This window comes from Anaerotruncus colihominis (assembly GCF_010206195.1).
GTDB classification, from domain to species: Bacteria; Bacillota; Clostridia; order Oscillospirales; family Ruminococcaceae; genus Anaerotruncus; species Anaerotruncus colihominis_A.
This window is the reverse complement of sequence record NZ_VIQT01000012.1, coordinates 25,465-50,676: the sequence shown is the minus strand read 5'-3', so window position 1 is coordinate 50,676 and position 25,212 is coordinate 25,465. Positions and strand designations below refer to the sequence as shown.

The window sequence follows — 25,212 nt, the reverse complement described above, 5'->3', positions numbered from 1 at the left end:
AGCGGCGGCGGCGTATACTATAATCGTTTTAGAGAGGCGCTGCCGGCAGACGGTTCGCCCCCATAGATGCAAAACGATAACCGCCTACGTTGTGAGGGTAGGGCGGTCATCGTTTTTTGTGATTTATCCGTTGACAGCTCAAAAAGAAAAAGCTATACTAAAATCAAAACAGGGGCGCTGCCGGCAAACGGTTAGCCCCCGGTGTTATTGCAGAAAGTAACCGCAGGCCGGGAAGCTGATGCGGTTACTTCTTTTTTGTCGCCTGAAAGAACAGGCTGATAATGCCAACAATTAAAATTCCTGTCTGAATCAGATCCGAATATGTAACCATTGCCAGCGCCCCCTTTCCTCAGAATCAGGGGCCAAGAAGCTGCCCTCAAAAAGAGGGCTAACCGCCTGCCGCTTATCGGCAGCGCCGTTTTGATGATACCATTTTCGACATTTTCTGTCAATCTTTTCCCTATGCTTGACGTGGTCGGTTCCTTATGTTACAATATACATAAAGAGGCGCTGCCGGCAGACGGTTCGCCCCCATTTAGTTTCACGATAACCGTTCACTTTGTTGGGGTGGGGCGGTTATCGTTTTTTATTGTGCAGGACAGAGTCTAAAACGATCAGCAAAACCACCAATACGATTAAGTACTCCATATGCACACCCCCTTTTGGGGGCACGATTGAACCGCCTGTCTTCGGCCTGAGAACCGCCCGCACAGGCGGTTGGCCTTCGATTCGCCGGGCTTATGGCCCGGTGTGCCGTCTGAGGCAGCGCCGTTTTGATGATACCATTTTCGACATTTTCTGTCAATCTTTTCCCTATGCTTGACGTGGTCGGTTCCTTATGCTACAATATATACAAAGAGGCGCTGCCGGCAGACGGTTCGCCCCCATTTCGTTTCACGATAACCGTTCACTTTCTGAGGGTGGGGCGGTTATCGTTTTTTATTGTGCAGGACAGAGTCTAAAACGATCAGCAAAACCACCAATACGATTAAGTACTCCATACGCACACCCCCTTTTGGGGGCACGATTGAACCGCCTGTCTTCGGCCTGAGAACCGCCCGCACGGGCGGCTGGCCTTCGATTCGCCGGGCTTATGGCCCGGCGTGCCGTCTGTGGCAGCGCCGTTTTGATGATACCATTTTCGACATTTTCTGTCAATCTTTTCCCTATGCTTGACGTGGTCGGTTCCTTATGTTACAATATACATAAAGAGGCGCTGCCGGCAGACGGTTCGCCCCCTAATTAGATGAAACGATGACCGTTATCCTTTGTCAGGGGATGGGGCGGTCATCGTTTTTTGTTGCGGAAAATGGAATCCAGAACCAACAGGATTACTACCAGCATGATTAAGTATTCCATACGCACACCCCCTTTTGGGGGCACGATTGAACCGCCTGTCTTCGGCCTGAGAACCGCCCCTGCGGGCGGCTGGCCTTCGATTCGCCGGGCTGCGGCCCGGTGTGCCGTCTGTGGCAGCGCCAAGTCTATTGTACAGAATTCGACAAAATTTGTCAATCAAACGCCTGGTTGAATCAGCCGCTTAATCCAAAGGGCCGGAGATTTTCTCCGGCCCTTTGGATTTTTATGGCTTATGCGACACGCGCCCCTCTCCAAAATGCGAAAACCGCGCCGCATATGCATATTCAATCTTGGCATAGGGAATCCCATTGCGGTTTTTCAGCATGACAAGCTCAACCGCGCGCGGGCTGCGCGCCTTGGCTGCGTTGACGTCAAAGCCCGCCTCCCCTGCCCCGGCCAGCTGAAGCCCAAACAGGACGTCTGATGAATATTCAACTGCTCCGCTCTCTTTAAAGGCTTCCATAGAAACGGCGTTGCGGTAATTTTCGCGGTTAAAGCTTGAGATCGCAAGCACTGTCAGATCAAAATCGCGGCTGATGCGTTTCAGCTCGACAACAGCCCGGTCCGTATTCTGCTTGTCGGTCGCGCGCGGGTCGTCCGGCTTGAGGATCTGCAAATAATCGATCACAACGACCGGCTTGCAGCCGCGGATCTGAATATGGTTCTGTACACGTTCACGGATTTCACGCGCGCCCACGTCCGCCAGCCCTTCCCAGATAAACAGCCCCTCGGCGGCTGTGCGGTATTCCTTGAGCGCCTCGCTGAGCAGCGTGCTTTTTTCCAGCGGCATGTCCGGGTCGACGCGCAGCACCTGGCGCGCGGTAAACGCCCGCGTATGCCCGGGCGACGCGTCCAGGCAATAGGTCAGGCGCGATAAGCTCTTTGCCATCAGTTCAAATTTGCTCATCTCCAAAGAAAAAAAGAGCACGTCCGTTTGATGGGCGGCGATATAATCGGCGATCTGAAGGACAAACGATGTTTTGCCAAGCGATGAAATCGCTCCTATAATATATAGCCCCGCGTACAGCCCGCCGTCAAGCACATCGTCGAGCGCCGCAAACCCGGTTGGGCAGGCGCTGCGGCTTGCGCGGCGCAGGGATGTATCAAGCAGCGCCTCCAGCGCATGGGCGGCGCTCCCGGCCGCATAAGCGGCCTGCCGCGCGCCGGCGGCTTCCGCCAGCGCGCGGGAAAGCGCCGCCCGGTCGGACAGCAGCAGCTCGTTTGCATCCTTTGCGCCGTCCGGCAGCTGCAAAACGGCGCACGGCAGGCCGAGCGCCTCCAGCCCTTCCTTTAAAGAACGGTTCATGCGTTCGCCGGCGGCGTCCATATCGCCGGCTGCAACCAATGTATACCCGGCCGCAGCGGCCGGGTGCGCGGCGCACAGCGACAGCCATTTTGCCACGTTGGCCGCGCCGCACAGCGCGACGGCGCGATAGCCGCACGCCTCGATCGACAGCGCGTCGAGTATCGCTTCTGTAATGAACAGCGCGCCGCCCTTTCCCTCGCCGGTCAGATATCCGGCGTTAAATATATCCATGGCGCCGGGGCTGTTTTTATAACGCGGCGTTATATCGTCCCCGGTGGCGCGGGCACAGTAGCAGGTACATTTTTCGCCCATAAAAACAGGCATCCAGGCGCGGCCGCCGGCTTCATAAAGGCTGTATTGCTCGCACAGCGCGCGCGGGATACCGCGCGCTGTAAAATAGCTTCCGCCGGCTCCGTGCTTGGCGACGGCCGCGCGGACCATGTTTGTATAATCGGCCGCCTCGCCCGCCGGCGCGCTTTGCGCGGCGGCGGGCCTGACGGCGCGCGCGGCGGGCTTTGACGCGGGCGGGTCCTTTGGCAGCGGGATGTGAAACAGCTCGCACGCCTTTTTGACCTGGCGCGGGAAGCTGTCGCAATCGGGGTAATCCATTGCAATCACATCGAACAGGTCGTAATTCGCCCCGCATCCGAAGCAATGCAGACGGCGGCTTTGGGGATGGTACGACATGCTCGGGGTCCTGTCGTGATGCTCGGGATTGATGCAGCGGATCAGCTTTTTGCCGCGTGAACCGACTACGATGCGCTTTTGCGCCATATATTCGGGCAGCAGCGCGCGCAGCTCGCCGAGAAAGCGGTCGTCCCATTGCATATGTGATCATCTCCTTAATATATATCCTATCATATCCGCGGCCCGAGGCGCAAGTATATTAGGGTTTCTATTCGTCATTATAATTGTTATTCTAATATAAATTATATTCGTTAATGCAATCGATATTACATCTTATAATATAATTTTGAATATGTGATAAAATAGATTGTAAAATATATTTCGAAATATATTTTACAATCTACTTTACAATGCATTTTCTATTATAATATATATCATAATCTTTTATACGTTCGACATTCTATTCTTGCATATCATAACGATTGTATGATATACTGTCCTAAAGAATCGATGCGTTGATACAATAACGAATCTATTGGAGGCTTTCGCCATGGCAAAAATTATCACATTCGGAACGCTCAAGGGCGGCGTCGGCAAAACGATGCTCTGCTTTAACATCGGGGGCATTGTATCGCAGCTTGGCAAACGCGTGCTTGTCATCGACTCCGATCTGCAGGGCAATCTGACAAATAATATGGGCATCGACCGCACCAGTGCCGACCTGCTCACAACATACGATATCTATAACATCGAAACCGACCAGCCCGACCCGCAGGCGCTCGTCGCGCGCCAGCCGATCGAACGCCTGCCGCTGCTCGATATGATCGCCGGCTCCATTTTCCTGCACAAGGCGGAGCTGAAAATAGCGTCTGTCGCCGGGCGTGAGCAGATCCTCTCAAATTATCTGACGGATAACCAGGCGTTTTTTGATGAATATGATTATATTTTCATCGATACCAACCCGAGCATGTCCATTGTCAATCAAAACGCATTTCTCGCCTCAGACGCCGTGCTGCTTGTCAGCGACGTTTCCATGAACGCCATTGAAGGCGCGCAGCTTTTCATCGCGCTGTGGGAGGACGCCCGCCGGCGCCTGCGCCGCGCCGACAATATCCGTGGTTTTATTGTCAACGACTATGACCAGCGAAACAAGCTGTCAACCGATTTCCTTGAATATCTGCGCACCTCGCCCGATGTTGAGGACCTGCGTGCGCTGCTGTTTCGGACAATCATCCCGCGCAATGTGCGCATCACAGAAAGCGAGCTGGCCGCCATGCCGATTTCGCTTTATGATCTGCGGTCAAAAGGATGCGATGCAATTGCGTCGCTTGTCGACGAAATGTTCGAAAAAAATATCCTATAATAAAGGCGGTGAACAGAAAACCTATGCGCGCGTCTATTCGCTGGACGAATTGCACGCGCCATGTATCAAACCGCATGCAAGGGGGCATACTCATGGCAAACAAGTTTACGAAAAGCGTATTGGAACGCCAGGCCAAGGAACGCCGGCAGCATCCGGACGGACAAGCGGCAGGGGAGCGGGCAGCGCCCGCAGCGGCGGGCGCGCCGGCCGCACCGGCTGCGCCTGAGGCTGCCGCGCAGCCGGTCCCTGCCGCGCAGGCCCAGGACATACAACAGGAAGCTGCCGCGCCTGAGGCCGAACGCCCGGCGCCGCAGGCGCCGGCCGGCGGCAGCCTGGAGCTGCCGCTTTCCGAGCAGCCAAAGACGCGTTCGAAACATACAAAGGCCGCGCCGGCAGTCGACCTCACCGCATTTATTGTCCGCGACGAGGGGAGAAGCGCAAAGAACAAAACGTTTTATCTCGACGCCGCCGTTATTGACGCGCTGCACAGGGCGGCGGTCGCCCAAAAGGTGACTGACAGCAAGCTTGTCAATGATATTCTGAAAAAGCTTCTGGGCGTTTAACTGTGGGAAGCGTTGAGCCTTTACAGATGATGGTCCCGCGTGTCAGTCCCGACTACCCAAAACTGGGTACCTTTCATGATATAAATATCGTTTTATCTACTGAATGCTTTTATTTTTAAAAGAATTCAAAGGAATACACTTTATTTTATTTTGTGCGCAAATCAGGTGTTTTCATCACTTTTACAATCCGTATTTTCTTGAATGGTACCACTAGCCAAAACTGGGTACCTTTTTAGAATATCTGGGCGTTTATCTGGTTCAATCGTCTGTTCACGGCTGAATGCTTTTATTTACGCACTTCTTCATTATAACGAAAATCCGACAAAAACCCCGTAAAGCAAATACCTTACGTATAGAATCTTCCCCGCTTTTTTGAAAAAAAGCTCCGGCCTTTTTGAAAAAAGGCCTCAGCGAAAAACTTAGTTCGGCTGCGCCGCGAATAGTGGGGCAGGTTCCGGCGTTTTTACAGGCTGCGCCGCGAACAGTGGGCTTGGCGCATCGCAATCAAAAGTTTTCGCCCGCCTTTCCGGCCTTTTTGAAAAAAGGCCTCAGCGAAAAACTTAGTTCGGCTGCGCCGCGAACAGTGGGCTTGGCGCATCGCAATCAAAAGTTTTCGCCCGCCTTTTTCAAAAGGCGGCGGGTGAGACGGCGGCCAAGGCCCCCTGCGGGTTTTGGCCGCCGTCGAGGGCAGAGCCCTTATCCCGGGCCGCAGCCCTCATAAAAAGCGCGGACCGCGCACGGGCCGCAAGATACCCGTTCAGACGCACCGCCTGCCCCCAGCAGGAAGCGTGACAGACGCTCTGCGGCTGGCGCGCTTCTTGCAAGCACTCCACTCCCGGGCGGGCGCAGTGAAACGATCCCCCTCCAAACGTTTTGGCGTGCGCCTGATACGATCGCGCCAGGCAGAGGTGGGGATAACATAAGGGGAGGGGTCGCTCGACCCTCCCCTTGTGAGGCGCGCTGAGGGGCGCTGCCGCGGCTTGTCCGCGCCCGGCGCTACAGCGCCGGAAAGCCCCGAATAGCCGGCCGGGCAAGCGCAGCGCCCGGCGGTGAGTGGCCCGCGCACGGGCCACGCGCGCCCCCCCGGCGGTGAGTAACCCGCGCACGGGCCACGCGCGCCCCCCCGGCGGTGAGTAACCCGCGCACGGGCCACGCGCGCCCCCCGGCGGTGAGTAACCCGCGCATGGGTCGCGCGCGCCAACGCAACGGTGACAAGCTAACCGAAACTGGGTACCATCAAAATAATTCTCCGGTTTTTTGTCCATTTGCTCAATTTTCCGGCTGAAATCTCACCGTTTCATCCAAATACATTTTCGGAAAATCCGCGAATATACATAACAATTCGGGACAAGCAAACGTTGTAAAAGATCGAAAAAGGGAAGATGATCACCAAATGGTACAGACTAACCGAAACTGAGTACCTTATTTTTAAAAATCAAATTATCTTACAATTCCTCCTGTTTTCATCGATTTTCACCTTTATTCATCCACAAAAAAAACCGGCTGCAAGCTTAACCCGGCCCATAACCAATATAACACAGGCCATAATCAGCCAAACTAACCGGATCAGATCACCAAACTAACCGGATCACACCACCGCGCCAACCGAAACCGTCCACCATACCAACCGAAACCGTCCACCGTCACAAAATCCGTATCATCCCTGCAAAGCAGCATTCCAAGGGGATTTCATCCAATTTTAAAACCGATATCTCCCGCCTGTAGGTACTGTAGGTACTGTAAGTACTGTATCAATTATAAGAAAAGGGCCTCCTTTTATAAAAGGGAGGCCCCTGCCTTTTAACGTAAAAACATGGCCTTGCCTAAAGGAAAAATTATGGTATAATATGCGCAGTACAAGCGGCAAAGCCGCTTGTACTGCGCATATTATACCAGGTTATGCCCAACGGCTCGCCGCTTACGCGGCAACCGCCTTTTGATGGGCAATGATACCATGCCGATTCACAGACACAACATCATAATAGCCGGTAAAGAAAAACTGACTGGTCCGCCTGCGCTGTGGGTGGATTTTTTGGAGGGACTATCATGCCGCAGGAACCCTTTCTTTTTATACTGCTGCTGTTGACGCTCTTTTCCTTTTTGGCGGCGGCAGCGGCAGCCATATTGGCCGCCAGGGCCGGCAATGGAAAAAGTGATATGGACGGCCTTTATAACGCGCTGGACCGGCAGCGGACGGCGCTGTCTGAGGAAGCGCGCCAAACGCGCCAGGAGAGCAGCCGGGCCGCCATGGAAGCGGCCGAAGCGCTTGGGCGGACGCTGGCCAGCGGCCAGCAGCAGCAATCCCGGGAGCTCTCAATCCGTCAGGACAGCCTTCAAAGGACGGTCGCGGAGCTGACGCGGGGCATGGACGCGCGGTTTGCTCAATTTATGGCGCAAAATGAACAGCAGCTTTCGGGCATTCGTTCAACGGTTGAAAACAGGCTGTCCGCAATGCAGGAGGACAACGCCGCAAAGCTGGAACAGATGCGCAAAACAGTTGACGAACGCCTTGAAAAAACGCTTGAGACGCGTCTTGGACAATCCTTTAAACTGGTGAGCGAACGGCTTGAGCAGGTCTATAAGGGCCTGGGGGAGATGCAGACGCTCGCGGCCGGCGTAGGGGATTTAAAAAAGGTGCTTTCAAATGTCAAAACGCGCGGCCTGCTCGGCGAGGTGCAGCTTGGCGCGATTTTGGAGGATATCCTTGCACCCGGCCAATATGAAACGAATGTGGCGACGCGGCGCGACAGCCGCAATCCGGTTGAATTTGCCGTGGTTCTGCCGGGGGATGGGGAAACGCCTGTCTATCTTCCGATTGACGCGAAGTTTCCGGCGGATGCTTATATACAATTGACGCAGGCGTACGAGCTGGGCGACCGGGAGGCGGTCGACGAGGCGTCAAAGCTGTTAAAGACGCGCATCAAGGCGTTTGCGCGCGATATCCGCGATAAATACATCGACCCGCCGCATACGACTGATTTTGCAGTGATGTTTTTGCCGTTCGAGGGGTTGTATGCGCAGGTGCTCCAGTTGGACCTGGTCGAGCCGCTCCAGCGCGATTATAAGGTTGTCGTCGCTGGGCCGGCCACGATGGCCGCGCTGCTCAACAGCCTACACATGGGCTTTAAAACGCTGGCGATCCAAAAGCGTTCAGCCGAGGTCTGGCAGGTGCTTGGCGCGGTCAAAACAGAATTCAACCGCTTTGGCGATGTGCTTGAAACGACGCAGCAACGTCTAGAACAGGCGGGCAGCGAGCTTGACAAGCTTGTCGGCGTGCGCACGCGCGCCATCCGGCGGCGTTTGGCGCAGGTCGGCGAGCTGCCGGAAACGGATGCGGCAAGCCTGCTTGGCGGTGAAGAATAAGGACCGGCGGCACAGCGTCCGGCGGCCGTATGACCGGCAGGGGCGGTGTGATCTGGTTCTAAGCGCAGGGGAGAGAGAAACATATGCTTATCAGCCTGGATAATGTCAGTAAACTATTTGCGGACAAGGTCGTATTTATGAATGTCTCCGTAAAGGTGGAGGAGGGCGACCGCATTGGCCTTGTCGGTATGAACGGCGCGGGTAAATCGACGCTTTTAAATGTGCTTGACGGCGCGCTTGCGCCTGATGAGGGCGAACGTGCTGTGCGCGGCGGCCTGCGCATTGGGTTTTTGCGTCAAAACAGTGGGATTGAAAGTACAAACACCATCCGTGAGGAGATGCGCGGCGTATTTGGCCCCTTGCTCGACGCACAGGAGCAGGCCAAACAGCTTGCCGCGCAGATGGAAACGCTTGCGGACCGCGCGGGTGAGGAATATAAAACCCTGTCCGCGGAGTACGGCCGCTTGCAGGCTTATTTTGAGACAAACGACGGATACAACATCGACGTCAAAATCGACACGGTTTTAAACGGCATGGGCTTTGGCGGCCGCGATCGGGATACCATCTGCGGCACGCTTTCAGGCGGCGAAAAGACACGTCTGGCTTTGGCAAAGCTGCTGCTTGACGAGCCAGATGTGCTTATGCTTGACGAGCCGACAAACCACCTTGATTTTATAACGCTGCAATGGCTTGAGGAATACCTGCAGGCGTGGCGTGGGGCGCTGATTGTCGTTTCACACGACCGTTATTTTCTTGATAAGATCTGCACGCGCATATGGGATGTGGCCAATCTGCGGCTGATGGCTTACCGCGGCAATTATACAAAATATATCCGCACGCGCGAGGCTGCATATGAACGCGCTGTCAAGGAATATGAGATGCAGCGGAAAAACATTGTCAAGCTGACCGATTATATTGCACGCAACAAGGCGCGCGCTTCGACTGTTGCGATGGCGCGAAGCCGTGAAAAGCAGCTTGAGCGCATGGAGCCGCTCGACCGGCCGCCGCCGCCGCCCTTGCCGGTGCGCATTGCTTTCCATTTTGAAGAGGACCCGGTCAAGGACGTGCTGCATGCCGCGGGGCTGACGCTGCGCGCGGGCGGCACGGCCGATGGAACGATATTATGCCAGGCTGTGGATTTTGATCTGATGCGCGGTGAAAAAATAGCGATTGTCGGCCGCAACGGCGTGGGGAAATCGACCTTTTTAAAGGCTTTGCTTGGACAGATTCGGCCGCAGGCCGGTTCGATTCGATGGGGACGCAATGTAAAAACCTCATATTTTGAACAGGAACAGCTAGATTTACATCCTGGAAAAACGGCGCTGGCCGAGCTGTGGGACCGGTTTCCTGCGGCTTATGAACGCGATGTACGCACAATGCTTGGGAATCTGCGCTTTTCCGGCGAAGCGATTTATAAGCGGGTGGAAGCGCTTTCCGGCGGTGAAAAGGCGCGCTTAAAATTTGCAATCATGATGTATGAGGAGGGGAACGTCCTCCTGCTTGACGAGCCGACAAACCACCTTGACCTGGCTACGCGCGAAGTGCTTGACCAGGCCCTGATACGGTATAAGGGGACGATTCTTGCCGTTTCGCATGACCGGTATTTGCTTTCGCGGGTGCCGACCTGTATTGCCGAAATGACAGAGGAGGGCTTTACTTTTTATAAGGGCGGTTACGACGCGTATCTTGCGGCGCGCCGCCCCGACGCGCCGGCCGCGGGGGGACCCGCGGCAGCGTCGGAACAGGCGGCGCGCCCCGCGCCGGCGGAGGATTCCGCCGGCGAATACCATCGCAGCAAAAAGCAGCGCGCCGAAGCAGTCCGGCGCAAAAACCGCCTGATTGAGATTGAGCAGGCGATTTCCGACTGCGAATATGAGATTGAACAGCTTCAGGCCTCGCTCGCCGAGCCTGAGATATCAAGCGATTATCAAAAGGTGTCCGAGGTTTGCGCGCAGCTTGAGCAGAAGCGCGGGCAGCTCAACGCGTTTGTCGAGGAGTGGGCGGAGCTTGCGGAATAAGGCGCAGGGGCGCGGCTGCGCCCGCCGGAAAGGGGCTGGTAAAAAATGGCGCTGAAATTGGCAGGACAGGTCGCCGTGATGTTTATACTGCTCGGCGTTGGGATTGTTATCCGCAGGCGCGGCATTGTTTCACAGGTTTCAGCCGAGCAGTTTTCAGGCTTTGTGCTTTTGATTGTCACGCCTACGCTGTTAATACAGTCGTTCCAGCGCGATTTTGAACCAAAGCTTGGCCTGTTAATCGCAGCTGCTGCACTGTTGACAATTGTTTTTCACCTGTTGGCCATCCCAATTACAAAGCTTGTGTTCAGAGGGATGCAGGATGATTACGATTCTGTGGGGCGGCTGTCCGCGATCTGTTCCAACTGCGGCTTTATGGGGATACCGCTTATGAGCGCCGCCATGGGCGAGCTTGGCGCGCTGGTTGCGGCGGTTTATATCGCAGTGTTTAATCTTTACATATGGTCGCATGGCGTCATGATTTTACGGCGCACGCGCCAGGTCAGCGCGCGTGAAATCCTTTTGACGCCATGCGTTGTTGCGGCGCTGGCAGGCACGGCGCTGTTTTTGCTGCGCATCCGTCTGCCCGGTATTTTACAAAATGCGATGGGGTATCTTGCGGGGCTCAATACGCCGCTTCCGATGATTATTACAGGGATTTTGATTGCAGAGGTGAAGCCAAAAACGCTGTTTAACGATTTTCGCCTGTGGATTACAGCTGCCATGCGCCTGTTGGTTTTGCCGCTGGCGATGCTGGCCGTGCTTTTGGTGCTGCGGGCGCCGTCCTGGTTTGACGGGGCGCAGACAGCGGCGCTTGGGGTAATGATTGCATGCGCCTGCCCCACGGCGGTCAGCTGTGTGATGATGCCTGCGCGCTTTGACGCAGACGCTGCGCTTGGCGCGCGCCTGGTCGCCGTCACCACCCTGCTTTCCATCGTCACCATCCCCTTAATCACCCAACTATCCGCATACCTTTTCCGGCCTTTTTGAAAAAAGGCCTCAGCGAAAAACTTAGTTCGGCTGCGCCGCGAACAGTGGGGCGGGCGCTGCGTAATCAAAAGTTTTCGCCCGCCTTTTTCAAAAGGCGGCGGGTGAAGGGGAAGGACAAGGCCCCTTGCGGGTTTTGTCCTTCCCCGAGGGCAGAGCCCTTTCTCCGGGCCGCAGCCCTCATAAAAAGCGCGGCCCGCAGGCCGCAAGATACCCGTTCAGACGAACTGCCTGCCGCCAGCAAAATCCGTGACAGACGCCGCGCGGCTGGCGCGGATTTTGCTCCAGCCTTTTTGAAAAAAGGCTTCGGCGAAAAACTTTAGTCGGCTGTGCCGCGAATAGTGGGGCAGGCGCTGCGTTTTTACAGGCTGCGCCGCGAATAGTGGGGCAGCCGCAGTGAAACGATCCCCCGCCAGACGTACTGGCGTGCGCCCGATACGATCGCGCCAAGCAGAGGTGGGGATAACATAAGGGGAGGGGTCGCTCGACCCTCCCCTTGTGAGGCGCGCTGAGGGGCGCTGCCGCGGCTTGTCCGCGCCCGGCGGCTGTAGCCGCCGGAGAGCCCCGAATAGCCGGCCGGGCAAACGCAGCGGCCGGCGGTGAGCAATCCGCGCACGGATTGCGCGCGCCAGCTGGCCGGGCAAGCGCAGCGGCCGGCGGTGAGCAATCCGCGCACGGATTGCGCGCGCCATGCAGTAATTCTCCCATATAAACGCACTATTATATGGAAGGCGTATCCGAACCTATCAAGAGAAAGGGAGAAAAGCATCATGAAAAAGCTTCTTGCAGGTATTTTGGCTGCTGCGGTTATATTGCCGTTGCAAATGCCGGCGTTTGCCATTGACCAGGGCGCGCGCACCTATCAGATAACAGCGGTTACCGGGGACCCGCTGAATGAAAACGGCGAGCAATTTTCCATCGGGGATACGGCGCAGCCGGGACAAACGGTGTATTTTACCCTGCCTGTAACGCTTGCCGGTTGGGCGGATTCATCAAAGGACGTGCGTATTTCCACGCGCAAGGAGAAAAATTCCAAGCTGATTAAATCGATCAAGGTTGTTGAAAAGAAGCTGACAAATTCCTCTAAAAATACAATTTATGTCCCCAACCAGCAAAATCCTACAAGCAATGATTACGCTCAATTTTATACAAATCAGCGCAACAGTTATATTGCGCTCGAGTTAAGCGACATGACGGGCGTGGATGAACAGAAGATCGAATTTTCTGTAACATTTACCGCACGCACGCCGGCCGTGCTTTGTTATGGTAAGCGCACCGATACAAAAAACGACGCGGTGACGGAAAACGGCGTGACAAGGTATACACAATTTTTTAACGGTAAATCCGGCGATAAACTGACGCTGACCGGCGCGCTGTATGTCGGCAACCAGGAGGAGAGCGGCGACAGCGCGAGCGTAACAGTGGGCAATAAGGGCGTTACCATCCGTCCGGAAAAAAATGTGATCAATGAGGTTGTTTTTGAAGGCGGCGATACGTATGCAACGCTGACCTACAAAGCGAACAGCAACCCGTCCAAATTTTATGCGGCGATGTCGACAAAGTGGCCCAGTTCTTTAAGCTCAAAGTTCCGCAATACGGATGCGGTCATCCGCAAATTTACAGCTGCGACCATCCCTGCGAGCGGCCGGGCGACGCTGGCGCTCAACAATCCCTTTGACAGCGATATTGACCCGGACGACGTCTATATTTATACGGCGGACAGCAAAGGAAAGCTGCGTGATATCACACGCACAGTCGTATATAATGAGGACGACGACACGTTTGAGCTCCAGACAAGGACGCTGACCACCTATATTTTGTCAAACGAACGCGTCAGCACAAAATAGATATCTTCTATATTGATATAGTCTCCAGCCATGGGCGGGCCGGCTTACGGGCCGGCTCGTCCTATTTATCCGGGCTTGTAAGAATTTGATAGATACATTGTCAATTCCTACAAATCTTTTATGAATATACGCATTCAATTATACGCTCGCCTGCTCGATATGTGACGAAAATTGCTTGACAAGAAGTTGATGGAAACTTATAATGAAGAATGTACCAACAGGGCAAAAAACAAACGGGAAAACCGGCAGGGGGCAGCGCGCCCCGATACCCGGGGATTTTAGGCAGGCCCTTACAGATTGAAATGGTGTCATGTCGCCCGTGGAAGGTGATGACATAAAAATTTTATTTCGATTCCAAGATCGAAAAAAGAGGAGAGTGTATCAACAATGAAAAAAGCATTGGCGCTTATCCTGGCCGTCTGCATGCTGTTTAGCTGCGCGGTTATGGTCAGCGCAGCGGAAGGCGGCGGCCCCGGCGGGACTGACAGCAACTACGACAGCAACTATGACAGCGGCTACGACAGCGGTATTATCGGTGGCGGCGGTGGCGGCGGCGGTTCGTCCTCCGGCTCCAAGCTCGGCATCATCGGCGACAGGACCAATACCGGTGCGGCTAAAACGCTGAGCGCGGCTGCGGCTTCCAAGGCTGCTTCCGATGCGGCGGCGGCAGCGATTGCCGAAGCGCAGGCGGCCGGCAGGAACAGCACGAACGCTTCCGTTACCTTTAACAATGTAAGCAGCCTGACTCCTGAGGCCATCAAGGCCATCAACGATGCGGTTGCCGCGGCTGAGGCAAAGTCCGGCGTCAAGGTCAACCTGACAGTCAACCTCGACAAGGTTGTCAATGGCAGGGTTGTTACCCGCATCTCACTCAATCCGGCTGATCTGGCAAACATCACCAGGGCTGTTAATACGACGGTTTCCTACGATGTGACCGACAGAGCGGTTAAGAGCGTGCTCGACAGGTTTAACAAGTACTTTGCAAACGACATCGTTGTTGTTTCCTACGGCGAGGTAAGCCCGCTGACCGGCGTAAACGCTGAGTTCTGCGCCAAGCTGGACCTTTCCGCGCTGAATACCAACACGCTTGTTGTTTATTCCTATGACAGGGCTACAAACGTTTATGCCCGTGTCGCAGCTCCGAACTTCTTTGTTGACGTCAATGGTTACGCGCATGTGACGGCTCCGTTCGGCGGAAGCCTCGTCATCACCGATGCGCCCTTGGTCAGCAAATAAGAAGCTGTCCTGACAAATCATGCACAGCTGCAAGCGGGAATTCCCGCTTGCAGCTGTGACGGTTGGGTTCGCTCCCTCTCCTGCGCGCCCTGCGCAGGAGAGGGAGCGAATATTTTTCTTGCGGATATGGTTTCAAGGCTTGTGATTTTTCCGCCGCAATCAGGAAAACATAAACGCAGGGCGTTTATGTTTTATGGCCAGGGCGATACGCGGGCGCGGCCCGCTGCCGCCCTGATGGCCAATTTTATCATGCCGCGCTGCGGACATGATAAAATAAACGCAGGGCGTTTATTTTATATTGCGCGTATGAGCGCCTTTGGCTGCGCCCCCCTGTTTGCCGGGGAATTCCTACAGACAGGGGGCGGGAATAAGGCTGTTACAAAGCTTGAAAGCATGTCCGAAAACGGACGATGCAATGAATGGAGGATGCGGATTGCTCCCATATATAGTTTTGTTGGCGGCGGCCGGCGCTGGCGGCCTGCTGCTTTGCGAATGGAAACCGTCGCGTATGGCGAACCTTTGGTATTTGTATGCAATGACGGTGGTTATGTGTATCATGGTGATGCTGCGCTCCTCAATGGTGGGCGTCGATTACCCAACCTATCAGGCGTATTTTGAAACGGTCTGTCAAAATTCTTTTTCGTTCTTATTTTCCCCAAATAATATTTATCGGTTTGAACCGGGATTCAGCCTTTTGACATATCTTTTTTCCCTTGTGACAGAGGACGCGGTCATTTATATGGGATTGATTCCTGTATTGATCATCATCCCGCGCGCGGTCACCATTTATAAACAATCGTGTTCCGTTTGGTTTAGTGTCTTTGTTTATATCAGCTTTGGATTTTTTAGTTATTCGATGTGCACGCTCCGTCAGGAGCTGGCGATTTCCATAATGCTTTTTGCACTGCCATATCTGAAAGACCGCAAAATACTGCCTTACATGCTTATCATTGTGCTTGCGGCGTGCTTTCATAAAAGCCTTTGGCTGATGGTCCCTGTATATTTCCTTGCAGTGATCCCGCTGAATTGGAAAAGTATATCGTTTTATGCCGCAGGGACGCTTTTTGTGCTGATTTTTTCTGTACCCATCCTTGGATTTGTTACACAGTATGTTTTTAAAGCATATACGCCCGGGTCTTATTACACATGGGGCCGCAGTTTTGATACTGCGTTGATGATTCTAGTATTTTTAGCCGTCGCGCTGCTGATGAAAAAGCATATATTGGCGCGCGACCCTAAAAATATTGTGCTTTTAAATCTTTATATCTATGCCTCTATCCTGTTTATCCTGACGCTTAAACATTTTATTTTCCAGCGCGTAGGGCTGATGTTTTTGCCTGTGGCAACATTTTTGCTGCCGGAAATGCTTTACAGCATCAAGCCCGACGAAAGCAAATATACAGAGCTTCAAACGCTTGACAAACAGCAAAAGAAACAACAGCTTTCCAAGTTTGGGGCGTTGCGCGCACAGCTGCGCGGGGAACGGGCGATTTATTATACAGCGATGGGCCTTTTTATGGCTGGATGCTTTTATTATTATATCTTTCTGCTGTCGTCCAACCGGCTGCTGCTTGTGCCGTATACAACGATTTTCAGCAGTTCGGTGCGTCAAATACTTGTGCGGTCGTAGGCCCGGGCCTGCCGCCGGAAAGAAATAAACGAGGGCAAGCGGATATATCCGCTTGCCCTCGTTTATTTTTTATAGATTGCATTTTGCAATCTATAAAAAATTGGCCATCCGCGCCGTCCCCGGCGCGGGGCCGTTGGATTAAAAATGCGCAGCTGCCCGCAGAGCGGGCAGCTGCGCAAGAAAATCGTTGCTTTGCAACGATTTCTTATTGTTCCTTTTCCTTCCAGTGGATACGCACCCCTGTGATGGTGCGGCCTTCCTTGATAATTTCATACTGTGTGATATAGCCCATGCTGATAAAATGGGTTAAAATAACCTCTGTATAATCACGGATACGCTTTTTGCGCTTCTTGTCCGATTCGAGGTCGCCAAGCTCCCGGTAAATCGATTCAAATAAAATTTTATCGCGTGTCAGACGGTTGTTTTGATTTTTCATACCCTCAATGCGGCTGAGAAGGTATGTTTTTAAAGGGATTGTCGTTGCATTGTTGTTGAGCGGCGCTTTAAGCAGATCAATTGGCAGGGTTGTAATTTGATTTTTCAATTTGGCATAGCTGTAAAGCGGCGGCGTGTCAATAATTTGATACATTTCGCTGCGTTTACCGTTGACAACGCCTGTATATTTGTTAAGCGGCAAAAGATAACCGTCGATTGTAAAGGAATCAATACCATTGACGCCATCGATATTGCGGCGAATCATATGCGCCTTAATTTCTTCTGTCAGATCGATATTGATTGAAAGGCGGCGCATCGCGTCAAGTTTTGCCTTGATCTCCTCAACAAGCCCGTCGTCAACAGTTGGGTTTTCCTTACCGGTCATTGCGTGGTAAAGCATAGGGACTGTAAAGCTGGAATTTCCACTTTCCAAAATAGAAACAATGCCATTGATAATGCTTTTATCATAGTTTGTAAGCTGAAAATTGCCGTCAATGCGCATATGTTCAGGGCTATCGATCGTAACTGCCGTTTGAATGGTCAGATTTTTTCGGCGTGCAACTGTGATCTCGTTAAATTCTTTAAGCTGGGCCAGCTTGTTTGTAATCGGGTCGATCGGCATAATATAATTTTTAGGCCGGATCGCCTGTATGGCAGGCGCGACGGAAGCAAGCAGGCTGATTTCTTCGCGGACGTCCGGTTCGATTTCAAGCAGGCCGTCGATTTCATCAGCTGTGACGCCGCCCATTAAAATTAAAAAACGGCGCATATCCTCAGGGAGCTTGGCCAAAAACGCATAATAGCTGCCGGTTGCTTCAACGACGCGCTTGACAGCGTCGGACTGCGCCGTTTCGTCCGAACCGACGTCAAGCAGGCTTGCATTGCTTTCCTGGACACGCGCAAGCTTGGCGCTGCATTCATTCATATAATCCCCGACAGCCTCACGCGAATATTTTTCAATCAACTGCGGCAATAGCTCAGAAAGCGCGCTTGTATAATCAGCGGGAGCGGCCGGTTTCATACCCGCATTTGCCATATAGATCACCTCTTGCGTGGGCAGCAGGAGCAAAGCGCCGTGCTGGCCGTTTTGTAATACCTTTATCATATCAAATTTCAGCCGTTTTGTCATCTGCTTTATCATCTGTCAAACACCCCTTTACCCATACCCCCGCACACCCCCAAATTTGCAAAAAAACGCTCCCGCTTTTTTGAAAAAAAGCGGGGCAAAAAACTTTAGTCGGCTGCGCCGCGAACAGTGGGGCGGGCGCAGTAAATCTGATTCACGCCGCGTCGATCAAAAGTTTTCGCCCGCCTTTTTCAAAAGGCGGCGGGTGAAGGGGAATGACAAGGCCCCCTGCGGGTCTTGTCATTCCCCGAGGGCAGAGCCCTTTCTCCGGGCCGCAGCCCTCATAAAAAGCGCGGCCCGCAGGCCGCAAGACACCTGTTCAGAGGCAGGTGCTTCCGCCAGCAAAATTCGTGACAGACGCCGCGCGGCTGGCATGGATTTTGCCAGCGCCCGCTTTCCAGCCTTTTTGAAAAAAGGCCTCGGCGAAAAACTTAGTTCGGCTGCGCCGCGAACAGTGGGGCAGCCGAAGTTAAAACGATCCTCTTTCCGGACAAGTTTGCTTTCTGGAAAATACTATGGTAAACTGGAGGAAAATAAACGGATGAGGTGAACGCAATGATCGATGTAACAGCGCTTGGAGAGCTTCTGATTGATTTTACACCGGCTGGCCGGTCACAGCAGGGGAACAATTTGTTTGAACAAAACCCTGGGGGAGCGCCTGCCAATGTATTGACAGCCGTTACACGGCTTGGGAAAAAAGCGGCTTTTATCAGCGCTGTTGGCAACGATCAGTTTGGCCGCGCGCTGATTGAAGTGGTTGACAGCCTGGGGATTGATACCTCTGGAATCCAAGTGAAGGAGGACGCCTTTACAACGCTGGCGTTTGTACATCTGAATGAATCAGGTGACCGTTCCTTTAGTTTCGCGCGCAAACCCGGTGCGGACCAATGCATAGAAGCCGGAAAAATTGACTATAGTTTAATTGACAGATGTCGGATTTTTCATTTTGGGTCGGTAGCCCTATCCGATGAACCGGCGCGTTCCGCTACGCTTTCAGCGGCGCGCTATGCATTCGAACACGGCAAGCTTGTTTCTTATGATCCAAATTGGCGCCCTGTGCTTTGGAACAGCACAGCACAGGGAATTGCCGGCATGAAGCTTGGATTACCCTATACAAATGTTCTCAAGCTGTCGGAAGAGGAATTGGAGCTGCTTTCCGGGACCACGGATTTGGAACAGGGGACAAAAAAGCTTTTTTGTGGCGCAATGAAACTGATTGTTGTGACGCTTGGACCGCGCGGCTGTTTTTACCGCTGCGGTGATCAGACAGGCGCTTACCCGACCTATCATGTAAAGGTAGTTGATACAACCGGTGCAGGAGATGCGTTTTGGGGAGCGCTGCTCTGCCGCCTTCTTGATCAGCCGTCCTGTCTGGAGGGGGACAGCCAAGCCCTTGCCGACGCGCTCAATTTTGCAAATGCGGCCGGTTCGCTGTGCGCCGCCGGACGCGGCGCCATCCCGTCAATCCCCACAAACGAACAAATTACCGCCTTTCGGCTTTTTTGAAAAAAGCTCCCACCTTTTTTTCAAAAAAGGTGGGCCAAAAAACTTTCCGGCCTTTTTGAAAAAAGGCCTCAGCGAAAAACTTAGTTCGGCTGTGCCGCGAATAGTGGGTTTGGTACTGCGTTTATGCAGGCTGCGCCGCGAACAGTGGGGCGGGTCCCGGCATTTATACAGGCCGCACCTGCCCCGGGGTTGGGTCCATGGGATAGGGGCGGCCCGCCCCTTCCACCAAACGTACTGGCGTGCGCCCGATACGATCGCGCCAGGCAGAGGTGGGGATAACATAAGGGGAGGGGTCGCTCGACCCTCCCCTTGTGAGGCGCGCTGAGGGGCGCAGCCGCGGCTTGTCCGCGCCCGGCGGCTATAGCCGCCGGAGAGCCCCGAATAGCCGGCCGGGCAAGCGCAGCGCCCGGCGGTGAGCAATCCGCGCACGGATTGCGCGCGCCCTAGCGCCCGGCGGTGAGCGACCCGCGCACGGGTCGCGCGCGCCCTCCGGCATTTTTGAAAAAAAGCCTCGCGGTAAGCGTTTAAACTTTTAGTTCAGGGGATCTTTATGAAATCAGCATTTAAAAAAGTCGCATTTCTTGTGGGCCTCTTTGCAATCGTATGCGGTATTGCGCCAATGCCCTTTGGGGTGTTCAATAGCGGCGTACTGACGCTTGTTTTATTTGGGCTTGTGCTATGCGCCCTGGCGGTTTTATGGGATGCGTTCCCGGCGGCGCAGGGTGCGCCGCGGGTTCATCGCAGCCTTTTATTTGGCGCGGCGCGTCTGGTGCCGGTACGCACGGCCCGTTGGTGGCGTGGGCTGCGCCTGGCCGTATCCCTCGTGCTTGCGGTTGCCGTGCTGATTGGCGCTGTCCTGTCTGTGCTGATGATTCGTTACGCCTGGTTTACACCGCCGCGCACCGGAGAATCATATACAATTGTTGTGCTCGGCAGCCAGAGCGTTGACGGCAAGCCGTCGCAAATCCTGCGCCTGCGTCTCGACGCGGCGTATACGTATCTGACCGCGCATCCAAACGCGCCTGTTGTTGTGACGGGCGGCGTCGACAAAGGGGAAACAATCAGCGAAGCTGCTTGTATGCGCGATTATCTGATTGCACGCGGTTTGCCGGCCGGCCGGATCTATATGGAGGAGCAGTCCCGCAATACGCTTGAAAATCTGTGCTTTTCCAAGGAGTTGATCGCGCGCGAGCAGCTGCCGCGCGAGCTTTTAATTGTGACGGATGGTTTCCATCAGCTTCGCGGCGCAGTCTATGCGCAGGCTGCCGGGCTAAAACCGTGCGCTGCCATTTCGTCAACAACGCCGTGGGGCCTGCTTCCGTCGTATTGGGTGCGTGAATGTATGGCGCTGCTGCGCGCGCTTGTGCTTCAGGGGAACCGTTTGCCCTAAGGCCCGCGCTTTGACGGTCCGGCCCGCAGATCGCATATATAAAACCGCCCCCTTTGCTGGAGCATTCCAGCAAAGGGGGCGGTTTTTGTCTGCCGGTTACGGCGCGGGCAGCGCCGGATTCGTTAAAACAGTGATCGCATTGTGATGGTTTTCAATTTGGACGGTTTCAACCTTGCCGCCAAATTCCCCATCAAGCGTCCAAGGGACCGGTTCGGCCGCTGTGATGGCCAATTGCTTTGTACGCAGCGTTGTGATATAGGGCGAGCTGAAATCACGTCCAAGCACCGCCCCAATGATAGCGGTCGCCTCGGCGGCGTTTTTAGGGTCGCGGACAAGCAGCAGCTCCAGCAGGCCGTCGTTCATGCGGATTTCCGGGGAACGCAGCTTAAAGCCGCCGACCGAAAGCGCGTTTGATACCATACCAAACAAAAAACCGCCTTCGATTTCGCCGCCGTCATGCGCCAGCTTCATATGGTATGGATGGATGGTGGGCAAACGGCGGATTCCCTCGAGAAAATACGCCGTCCGTCCGAGCATATTTTTTGATTGCTGCGGCGTCTGGTACGCCACATCGGTAAACGCGCCGAACGCGGCGATATATGAAAAATACCGCGCCCCAAACGACCCGACGTCACAGGCAAAGGGGGTTCCGTCCAAAACGGTCTGCGCCGCGTGTAAAATATTTTTTGAGATGCCCAGGCTTGAAGCGAAGTCATTGACTGTTCCCGCCGGGATGTAGCCAAGCGGCGGGCGCTGCCCGCTGTGCATCAGGCCGTCGATTGTTTCATTGAGCGTGCCGTCGCCGCCGCAGCAGACAACCAGGTCGTACAGCGCAGCGCGTCCGGCCAGCAGATGCGTGATTTCACGGCGGCGCTGCGTTGTATGCACGGTTACTTCATAACCGGCATGTGCAAACAGGTCGATGACCTCAAGCGCCTTTGTTTTTATTTCACCTTTGCCGGCGTGCGGATTGATTGCAAAAAGCAGTTTTTTCATGATGATCGAATCCTTACAGATGTTCTTGGAATCCCGATTCACCGCCGGAAAAATGCCGGACAGGCGAAAAATTTTATCCCCGGTCCATGCAGGTTTTTTGGCCGGGCGGCCGCCCGGCCAAAAAATTTTAAGACGGCGCAGGGACAAAGGACCCATCCGGCCAGCGTTTTTTGGCTGTAAAGCAGGTTCTTAAAGATGCAGGCGGCGGCGCAGCTCGGAAAACAGCGCTTCGCCCTGGAAAGAAAGCAGAGCGGCCAGCGACAGGATGCTTGCCGCGACGCACAGGATGGAAGGGAGCGGTACACGCACCCATCCAAGCGTTAAAAACAACAGCGGGACAATGCCAAACAGGCCGTCCAGCAGCACATAGATCATATATTCTTCGATATGCAGATGCAAAATGATTGCGATGGCGGCCATTGCAATCATAGCCAGCACACAGATGGCGGGGATGACATAATCAATGGACCAGCCGCGCCGCCCGGTAAACAGATCCCACAGCACGGCAATAAGCGACAGCCAGAATACAAGCCAGATAATATTTTTTGGGATATTGTTGCGGCGGCGGATCACGCTGTAAAGACAAACCCACATACAGGCGACGGCCGCCGCGATAAACAGCCACCAGCGCCGCCCGCCAAGCAGGATATTGACTGTGGCGCAGATAACGATTGCGGCGATCGATGCAAAAATCATGGAGCGGATCAGAAGATGATACCGGGGCGCCTGATAGGTGTGGGCGGGGAACACGCTGTTTGGCGTTTCCCCCTCGCCCGTCAAAGGGCCCTGGCAGAGCGGGCAGCCCGCGTGCAGGCCGCGTACATGGACTTTACATTTTTCGCAGTACTGCACGGATTATTCCTCCTCGTCAAGCGTATTGGCCGCAATTGTAACCGGGATGCCCATTTCTGTCAGCGTGCGGAAAAAGCCCTTTTGCACATCGGCGCTGGCAAACGGCGACGTGATGCTCATAACCAGGTTGCCATTAAAGGAGCACATGACGGTTTGAAGGCGGTCCGCGCCGACAAAGGCGTCAAACCGGGAGATAAACGGCGTCAGCTCGGGCGGCATCGTAACCGGCCCGATGTTGGAAAGTGACGTTGTTTCGCCGCGCTCCGATATAAGCGCCGACAGCCGCAGGACAGGGTCTTTGAGCGCCAGCGGCAAAATCCGCACAAGCGGGTTGTGTTCCAGCGCCAGCAGTGCGTTCATCCGGCGGCTGAGGTTTTCCGCGGTCAGCTCGCGTTGAAACGACGCGGCTACGGACGCGATCACATCCTCAAGCCGGTCGCTTTGCCTGTGAAAGGTATATTTGACTGTAAACACGCCAAAGAAATTGCGGGCGGATTCCGATTCAAAATAATTGCGCAGATTGACCGGGATAGATACGGCAATCGGTTTCTTTTGACGGCGCGGGGGAATGACCTCATGAAACGCACAGATCAAAACAGCCGTCAAAAACGCCGTGATGCTTGCGCCATAGGCGCGCGCCTTGGCCGCGACCTCGCAAACGGGCGCTTCGCCCTCGATGACGCGCAGAAAATAATCTGGATTGCGCGGCCCCTTCAAATGGCAGGCAGGCGTTTTTTTGATATTGGCGCGCCGTTTTGTATCGGGGTTATAATGCTTATAAAAGCTGTCGGCTGTGCGCTCGGTCAGCGACGCGTCGTAATCAAGCGCGGGCGGGTTGTCCCCAAACTGCTCTGGATGGCATAAAATCAAATAACGGCATACAAGCGCCCGCAAAAACTGGAGCGCGCCGGTCCCATCGGTCAGGGCGTGGTAAATTTCAAGGTTGATGCGCCGCCGGTAATATGTGACGGAGAACAGTAAGCTTTTGATAACCGGGTCGTAAAGCGGCCGGCAGGGCGGCTGCGACTCCTCTGTGACAACGGGGCGCTGGGCGCTTGTCTCAAAGTAATACCAGAACAGGCCGCGCCGGATCACGCTGCGAAAGACCGGAAAAGCTTCAATCACTGTATCAAGCGCCTGCTGGAGGATTTCCGGGTCGACCTCCTCCGTCAGCTCGCAGGCGAAGCGGAACACCTTTGGGTCGGCTTTGCTGCTGGTGGAGGGGAAAATTTTAGCGGCGTTGTCAAGCCGGGTCCAAGCCGCGGCTTTTTTTCGTTTCATGTATGCGTCACCTCGCATAAAAAGCGGTTGATATATCCATATGCCCGCCTGGCTGCCTGAGTGCGCGGCGAGCGGGAGAAAAAACCGTGCAGCGCATCCGGAATGCGGTGCATCTCCACCCGGTTTCCCGCGAGCTTGAGGCGTTCGCCGTATGCCTCGCCCTCGTCGCGCAACGGGTCGTACTGCGCCGTCAGAATGAGCGTCTGCGGCTGCCGCGACAAATCGCCGGATTCCAGCGGCGCAAAGTAGGGATTGTGGCGGTCCTCTTCGCTGGAGATATAAAGTGACATATATTCTTCAATATGCTTTGCGGTTAAAAGATATCCGTCGCCGTTTTCATGCACGGAGGGGAAGGGCGAATCCGGCCCGTGGTCTGCGGCTGTCGCGGGATAAATCAGGATTTGGCTTTTCGGCAGAAATTCCCCCCGGTCGCGCGCCATCAGCGAGACGGCCGCCGCCAGGTTTGCGCCGGCGCTGTCGCCGATCAGCGTAATTTGGCGCGGCGCCATCATGAACAGCGAAAGGTCTGTAAAGATGTCGCGCGCCACGGCATAGCAATCCTCCGGCGCGGCCGGGAAACGATGTTCCGGCGCAAGCCGGTAATCGACCGACACAACCATGCGGCCCGTGATGTTCGACAGATTGGCGCACACGCGGTCATAGCTGTCGATATTGCCCGTCACCCATCCGCCGCCATGGAAAAACAACAGGATGGAATCACGGCTGTTTGTTTTCGGCGCGAACAGCCGCACCGGCACCCGCCGCCCGTCCACGCACACGATGTGGTCCCACGGCTTGTAAAACAGACGCGGCGGCCTTCCTGCCGCTGTCTGCACAGAGCGGACGGCTTTATACATCTTCCGGATATCAAACGCCGGGTTGGAGAGCGCGCGCAGCGCCGCCCGGCGCAGCTTTCGTATAGGCAAATTGACCATCCTTTCCGGCTTTTTTGAAAAAAAGCCTCGGCAAAAAACTTCATACCTTTTTTGAAAAAAAGGTATGCCAAAAAACTTTAGTCGGCTGCGCCGCGAACAGTGGGTTTGGTACTGCGTTTATGCAGGCTGCGCCGCGAACAGTGGGGCGGGCGCTGCGTAATCAAAAGTTTTCGCCCGCCTTTTGGGGGAGGCGGCGGGTGAAGGGGAAGGACAAGGCCCCCTGCGGGTTTTGTCCTTCCCCGAGGGCAGAGCCCTTATCCTGGGCCGCAGCCCTCATAAAAAGCGCGGACCGCGCACGGGCCGCAAGATACCCGTTCAGACGCGCCCCCCTGCCCCCAGCAAAATCCGTGACAGACGCCGCGCGGCTGGCATGGATTTTGCAAGCACCCGCTTTC

16 protein-coding genes are annotated in these 25,212 nt (G+C 54.7%); 10 read left to right on the top strand and 6 right to left on the bottom strand.

Features of this window, described 5'->3' with window-relative positions:
• Nucleotides 1–1,582: 1,582 nt before the first annotated feature.
• Entirely contained in the window at nucleotides 1,583–3,493 is a 1,911-nt protein-coding gene (locus FMM72_RS10080; RefSeq protein WP_160210928.1) for a DnaB-like helicase C-terminal domain-containing protein, read from the bottom strand.
• A 349-nt stretch (nucleotides 3,494–3,842) separates the two neighbouring features.
• Here FMM72_RS10080 and FMM72_RS10075 point away from each other — a divergent pair, with 349 nt between their 5' ends.
• From FMM72_RS10075 to FMM72_RS10040, 8 genes are all read left to right on the top strand, one after another.
• Entirely contained in the window at nucleotides 3,843–4,655 is an 813-nt protein-coding gene (locus FMM72_RS10075) for a ParA family protein (RefSeq protein ID WP_162221352.1), read from the top strand.
• A gap of 92 nt (nucleotides 4,656–4,747) precedes the next feature.
• Nucleotides 4,748–5,218, top strand: coding sequence for a hypothetical protein (locus tag FMM72_RS10070; RefSeq protein WP_162221351.1), 471 nt, complete (start codon nucleotides 4,748–4,750; stop codon nucleotides 5,216–5,218).
• A gap of 2,046 nt (nucleotides 5,219–7,264) precedes the next feature.
• Nucleotides 7,265–8,581 (top strand): DNA recombination protein RmuC, encoded by a 1,317-nt coding sequence (locus FMM72_RS10065; protein ID WP_162221350.1) that lies wholly within the window; start codon nucleotides 7,265–7,267, stop codon nucleotides 8,579–8,581.
• An 83-nt stretch (nucleotides 8,582–8,664) separates the two neighbouring features.
• A complete protein-coding gene (locus FMM72_RS10060; protein WP_162221349.1) occupies nucleotides 8,665–10,599 on the top strand; it encodes an ABC-F family ATP-binding cassette domain-containing protein in 1,935 nt (644 codons plus the stop codon).
• Nucleotides 10,600–10,644: 45 nt separating this feature from the next.
• Nucleotides 10,645–11,586: an AEC family transporter gene (locus FMM72_RS10055; RefSeq protein WP_162221348.1), complete on the top strand. Its 942-nt coding sequence runs from the start codon at nucleotides 10,645–10,647 to the stop codon at nucleotides 11,584–11,586.
• A 767-nt stretch (nucleotides 11,587–12,353) separates the two neighbouring features.
• The gene (locus FMM72_RS10050) at nucleotides 12,354–13,430 is read left to right on the top strand and encodes a hypothetical protein (RefSeq protein WP_162221347.1); all 1,077 of its coding nucleotides are present in this window, start codon (nucleotides 12,354–12,356) and stop codon (nucleotides 13,428–13,430) included.
• Nucleotides 13,431–13,817: 387 nt separating this feature from the next.
• Nucleotides 13,818–14,666 carry a hypothetical protein gene (locus FMM72_RS10045; protein WP_162221346.1) on the top strand — a complete coding sequence of 283 codons (849 nt, stop codon included), beginning with the start codon at nucleotides 13,818–13,820 and terminating at the stop codon, nucleotides 14,664–14,666.
• Between the two features lie 433 nt (nucleotides 14,667–15,099).
• Complete coding sequence (locus FMM72_RS10040; protein WP_162221345.1) at nucleotides 15,100–16,296, top strand: EpsG family protein; 1,197 nt, start codon at nucleotides 15,100–15,102, stop codon at nucleotides 16,294–16,296.
• Between the two features lie 205 nt (nucleotides 16,297–16,501).
• On the opposite strand, the gene FMM72_RS10035 is transcribed toward FMM72_RS10040, so the two are convergent.
• The gene (locus FMM72_RS10035; protein WP_160210937.1) at nucleotides 16,502–17,872 is read right to left on the bottom strand and encodes a hypothetical protein; all 1,371 of its coding nucleotides are present in this window, start codon (nucleotides 17,870–17,872) and stop codon (nucleotides 16,502–16,504) included.
• Between the two features lie 540 nt (nucleotides 17,873–18,412).
• On the opposite strand from FMM72_RS10035, the gene FMM72_RS10030 reads away from it, so the two are divergent.
• Both FMM72_RS10030 and FMM72_RS10025 read left to right on the top strand, forming a co-directional pair.
• Nucleotides 18,413–19,363, top strand: coding sequence for a carbohydrate kinase family protein (locus FMM72_RS10030; RefSeq protein WP_162221344.1), 951 nt, complete (start codon nucleotides 18,413–18,415; stop codon nucleotides 19,361–19,363).
• 550 nt (nucleotides 19,364–19,913) lie between these two features.
• Nucleotides 19,914–20,753 (top strand): YdcF family protein, encoded by an 840-nt coding sequence (locus FMM72_RS10025; RefSeq protein WP_160211043.1) that lies wholly within the window; start codon nucleotides 19,914–19,916, stop codon nucleotides 20,751–20,753.
• 96 nt (nucleotides 20,754–20,849) lie between these two features.
• On the opposite strand, the gene FMM72_RS10020 is transcribed toward FMM72_RS10025, so the two are convergent.
• The 4 genes from FMM72_RS10020 to FMM72_RS10005 form a co-directional block, all read right to left on the bottom strand.
• Nucleotides 20,850–21,749 carry a diacylglycerol/lipid kinase family protein gene (locus tag FMM72_RS10020; protein ID WP_162221343.1) on the bottom strand — a complete coding sequence of 300 codons (900 nt, stop codon included), beginning with the start codon at nucleotides 21,747–21,749 and terminating at the stop codon, nucleotides 20,850–20,852.
• Between the two features lie 189 nt (nucleotides 21,750–21,938).
• Nucleotides 21,939–22,601, bottom strand: a complete 663-nt coding sequence (locus FMM72_RS10015) for a DUF6320 domain-containing protein (RefSeq protein ID WP_162221342.1) — start codon at nucleotides 22,599–22,601, stop codon at nucleotides 21,939–21,941.
• Between the two features lie 3 nt (nucleotides 22,602–22,604).
• A complete protein-coding gene (locus FMM72_RS10010) occupies nucleotides 22,605–23,882 on the bottom strand; it encodes a hypothetical protein (RefSeq protein ID WP_162221341.1) in 1,278 nt (425 codons plus the stop codon).
• Nucleotides 23,879–24,802: an alpha/beta hydrolase gene (locus FMM72_RS10005; protein WP_257432212.1), complete on the bottom strand. Its 924-nt coding sequence runs from the start codon at nucleotides 24,800–24,802 to the stop codon at nucleotides 23,879–23,881. Before FMM72_RS10005 ends, FMM72_RS10010 begins: the two co-directional genes overlap by 4 nt.
• Nucleotides 24,803–25,212: the final 410 nt, after the last annotated feature.

Bases quoted from the DNA above. Each gene is read 5' to 3' on its own strand.
- FMM72_RS10020 (WP_162221343.1), bottom strand. From the start codon at position 21,749: ATGAAAAAACTGCTTTTTGCAATCAATCCGCACGCCGGCAAAGGTGAA.
- FMM72_RS10050 (WP_162221347.1), top strand. From the start codon at position 12,354: ATGAAAAAGCTTCTTGCAGGTATTTTGGCTGCTGCGGTTATATTGCCG.
- FMM72_RS10075 (WP_162221352.1), top strand. From the start codon at position 3,843: ATGGCAAAAATTATCACATTCGGAACGCTCAAGGGCGGCGTCGGCAAA.
- FMM72_RS10065 (WP_162221350.1), top strand. From the start codon at position 7,265: ATGCCGCAGGAACCCTTTCTTTTTATACTGCTGCTGTTGACGCTCTTT.
- FMM72_RS10010 (WP_162221341.1), bottom strand. From the start codon at position 23,882: ATGAAACGAAAAAAAGCCGCGGCTTGGACCCGGCTTGACAACGCCGCT.
- FMM72_RS10035 (WP_160210937.1), bottom strand. From the start codon at position 17,872: ATGATAAAGCAGATGACAAAACGGCTGAAATTTGATATGATAAAGGTA.
- FMM72_RS10030 (WP_162221344.1), top strand. From the start codon at position 18,413: ATGATCGATGTAACAGCGCTTGGAGAGCTTCTGATTGATTTTACACCG.
- FMM72_RS10080 (WP_160210928.1), bottom strand. From the start codon at position 3,493: ATGCAATGGGACGACCGCTTTCTCGGCGAGCTGCGCGCGCTGCTGCCC.
- FMM72_RS10055 (WP_162221348.1), top strand. From the start codon at position 10,645: ATGGCGCTGAAATTGGCAGGACAGGTCGCCGTGATGTTTATACTGCTC.
- FMM72_RS10025 (WP_160211043.1), top strand. From the start codon at position 19,914: ATGAAATCAGCATTTAAAAAAGTCGCATTTCTTGTGGGCCTCTTTGCA.
- FMM72_RS10045 (WP_162221346.1), top strand. From the start codon at position 13,818: ATGAAAAAAGCATTGGCGCTTATCCTGGCCGTCTGCATGCTGTTTAGC.
- FMM72_RS10070 (WP_162221351.1), top strand. From the start codon at position 4,748: ATGGCAAACAAGTTTACGAAAAGCGTATTGGAACGCCAGGCCAAGGAA.
- FMM72_RS10060 (WP_162221349.1), top strand. From the start codon at position 8,665: ATGCTTATCAGCCTGGATAATGTCAGTAAACTATTTGCGGACAAGGTC.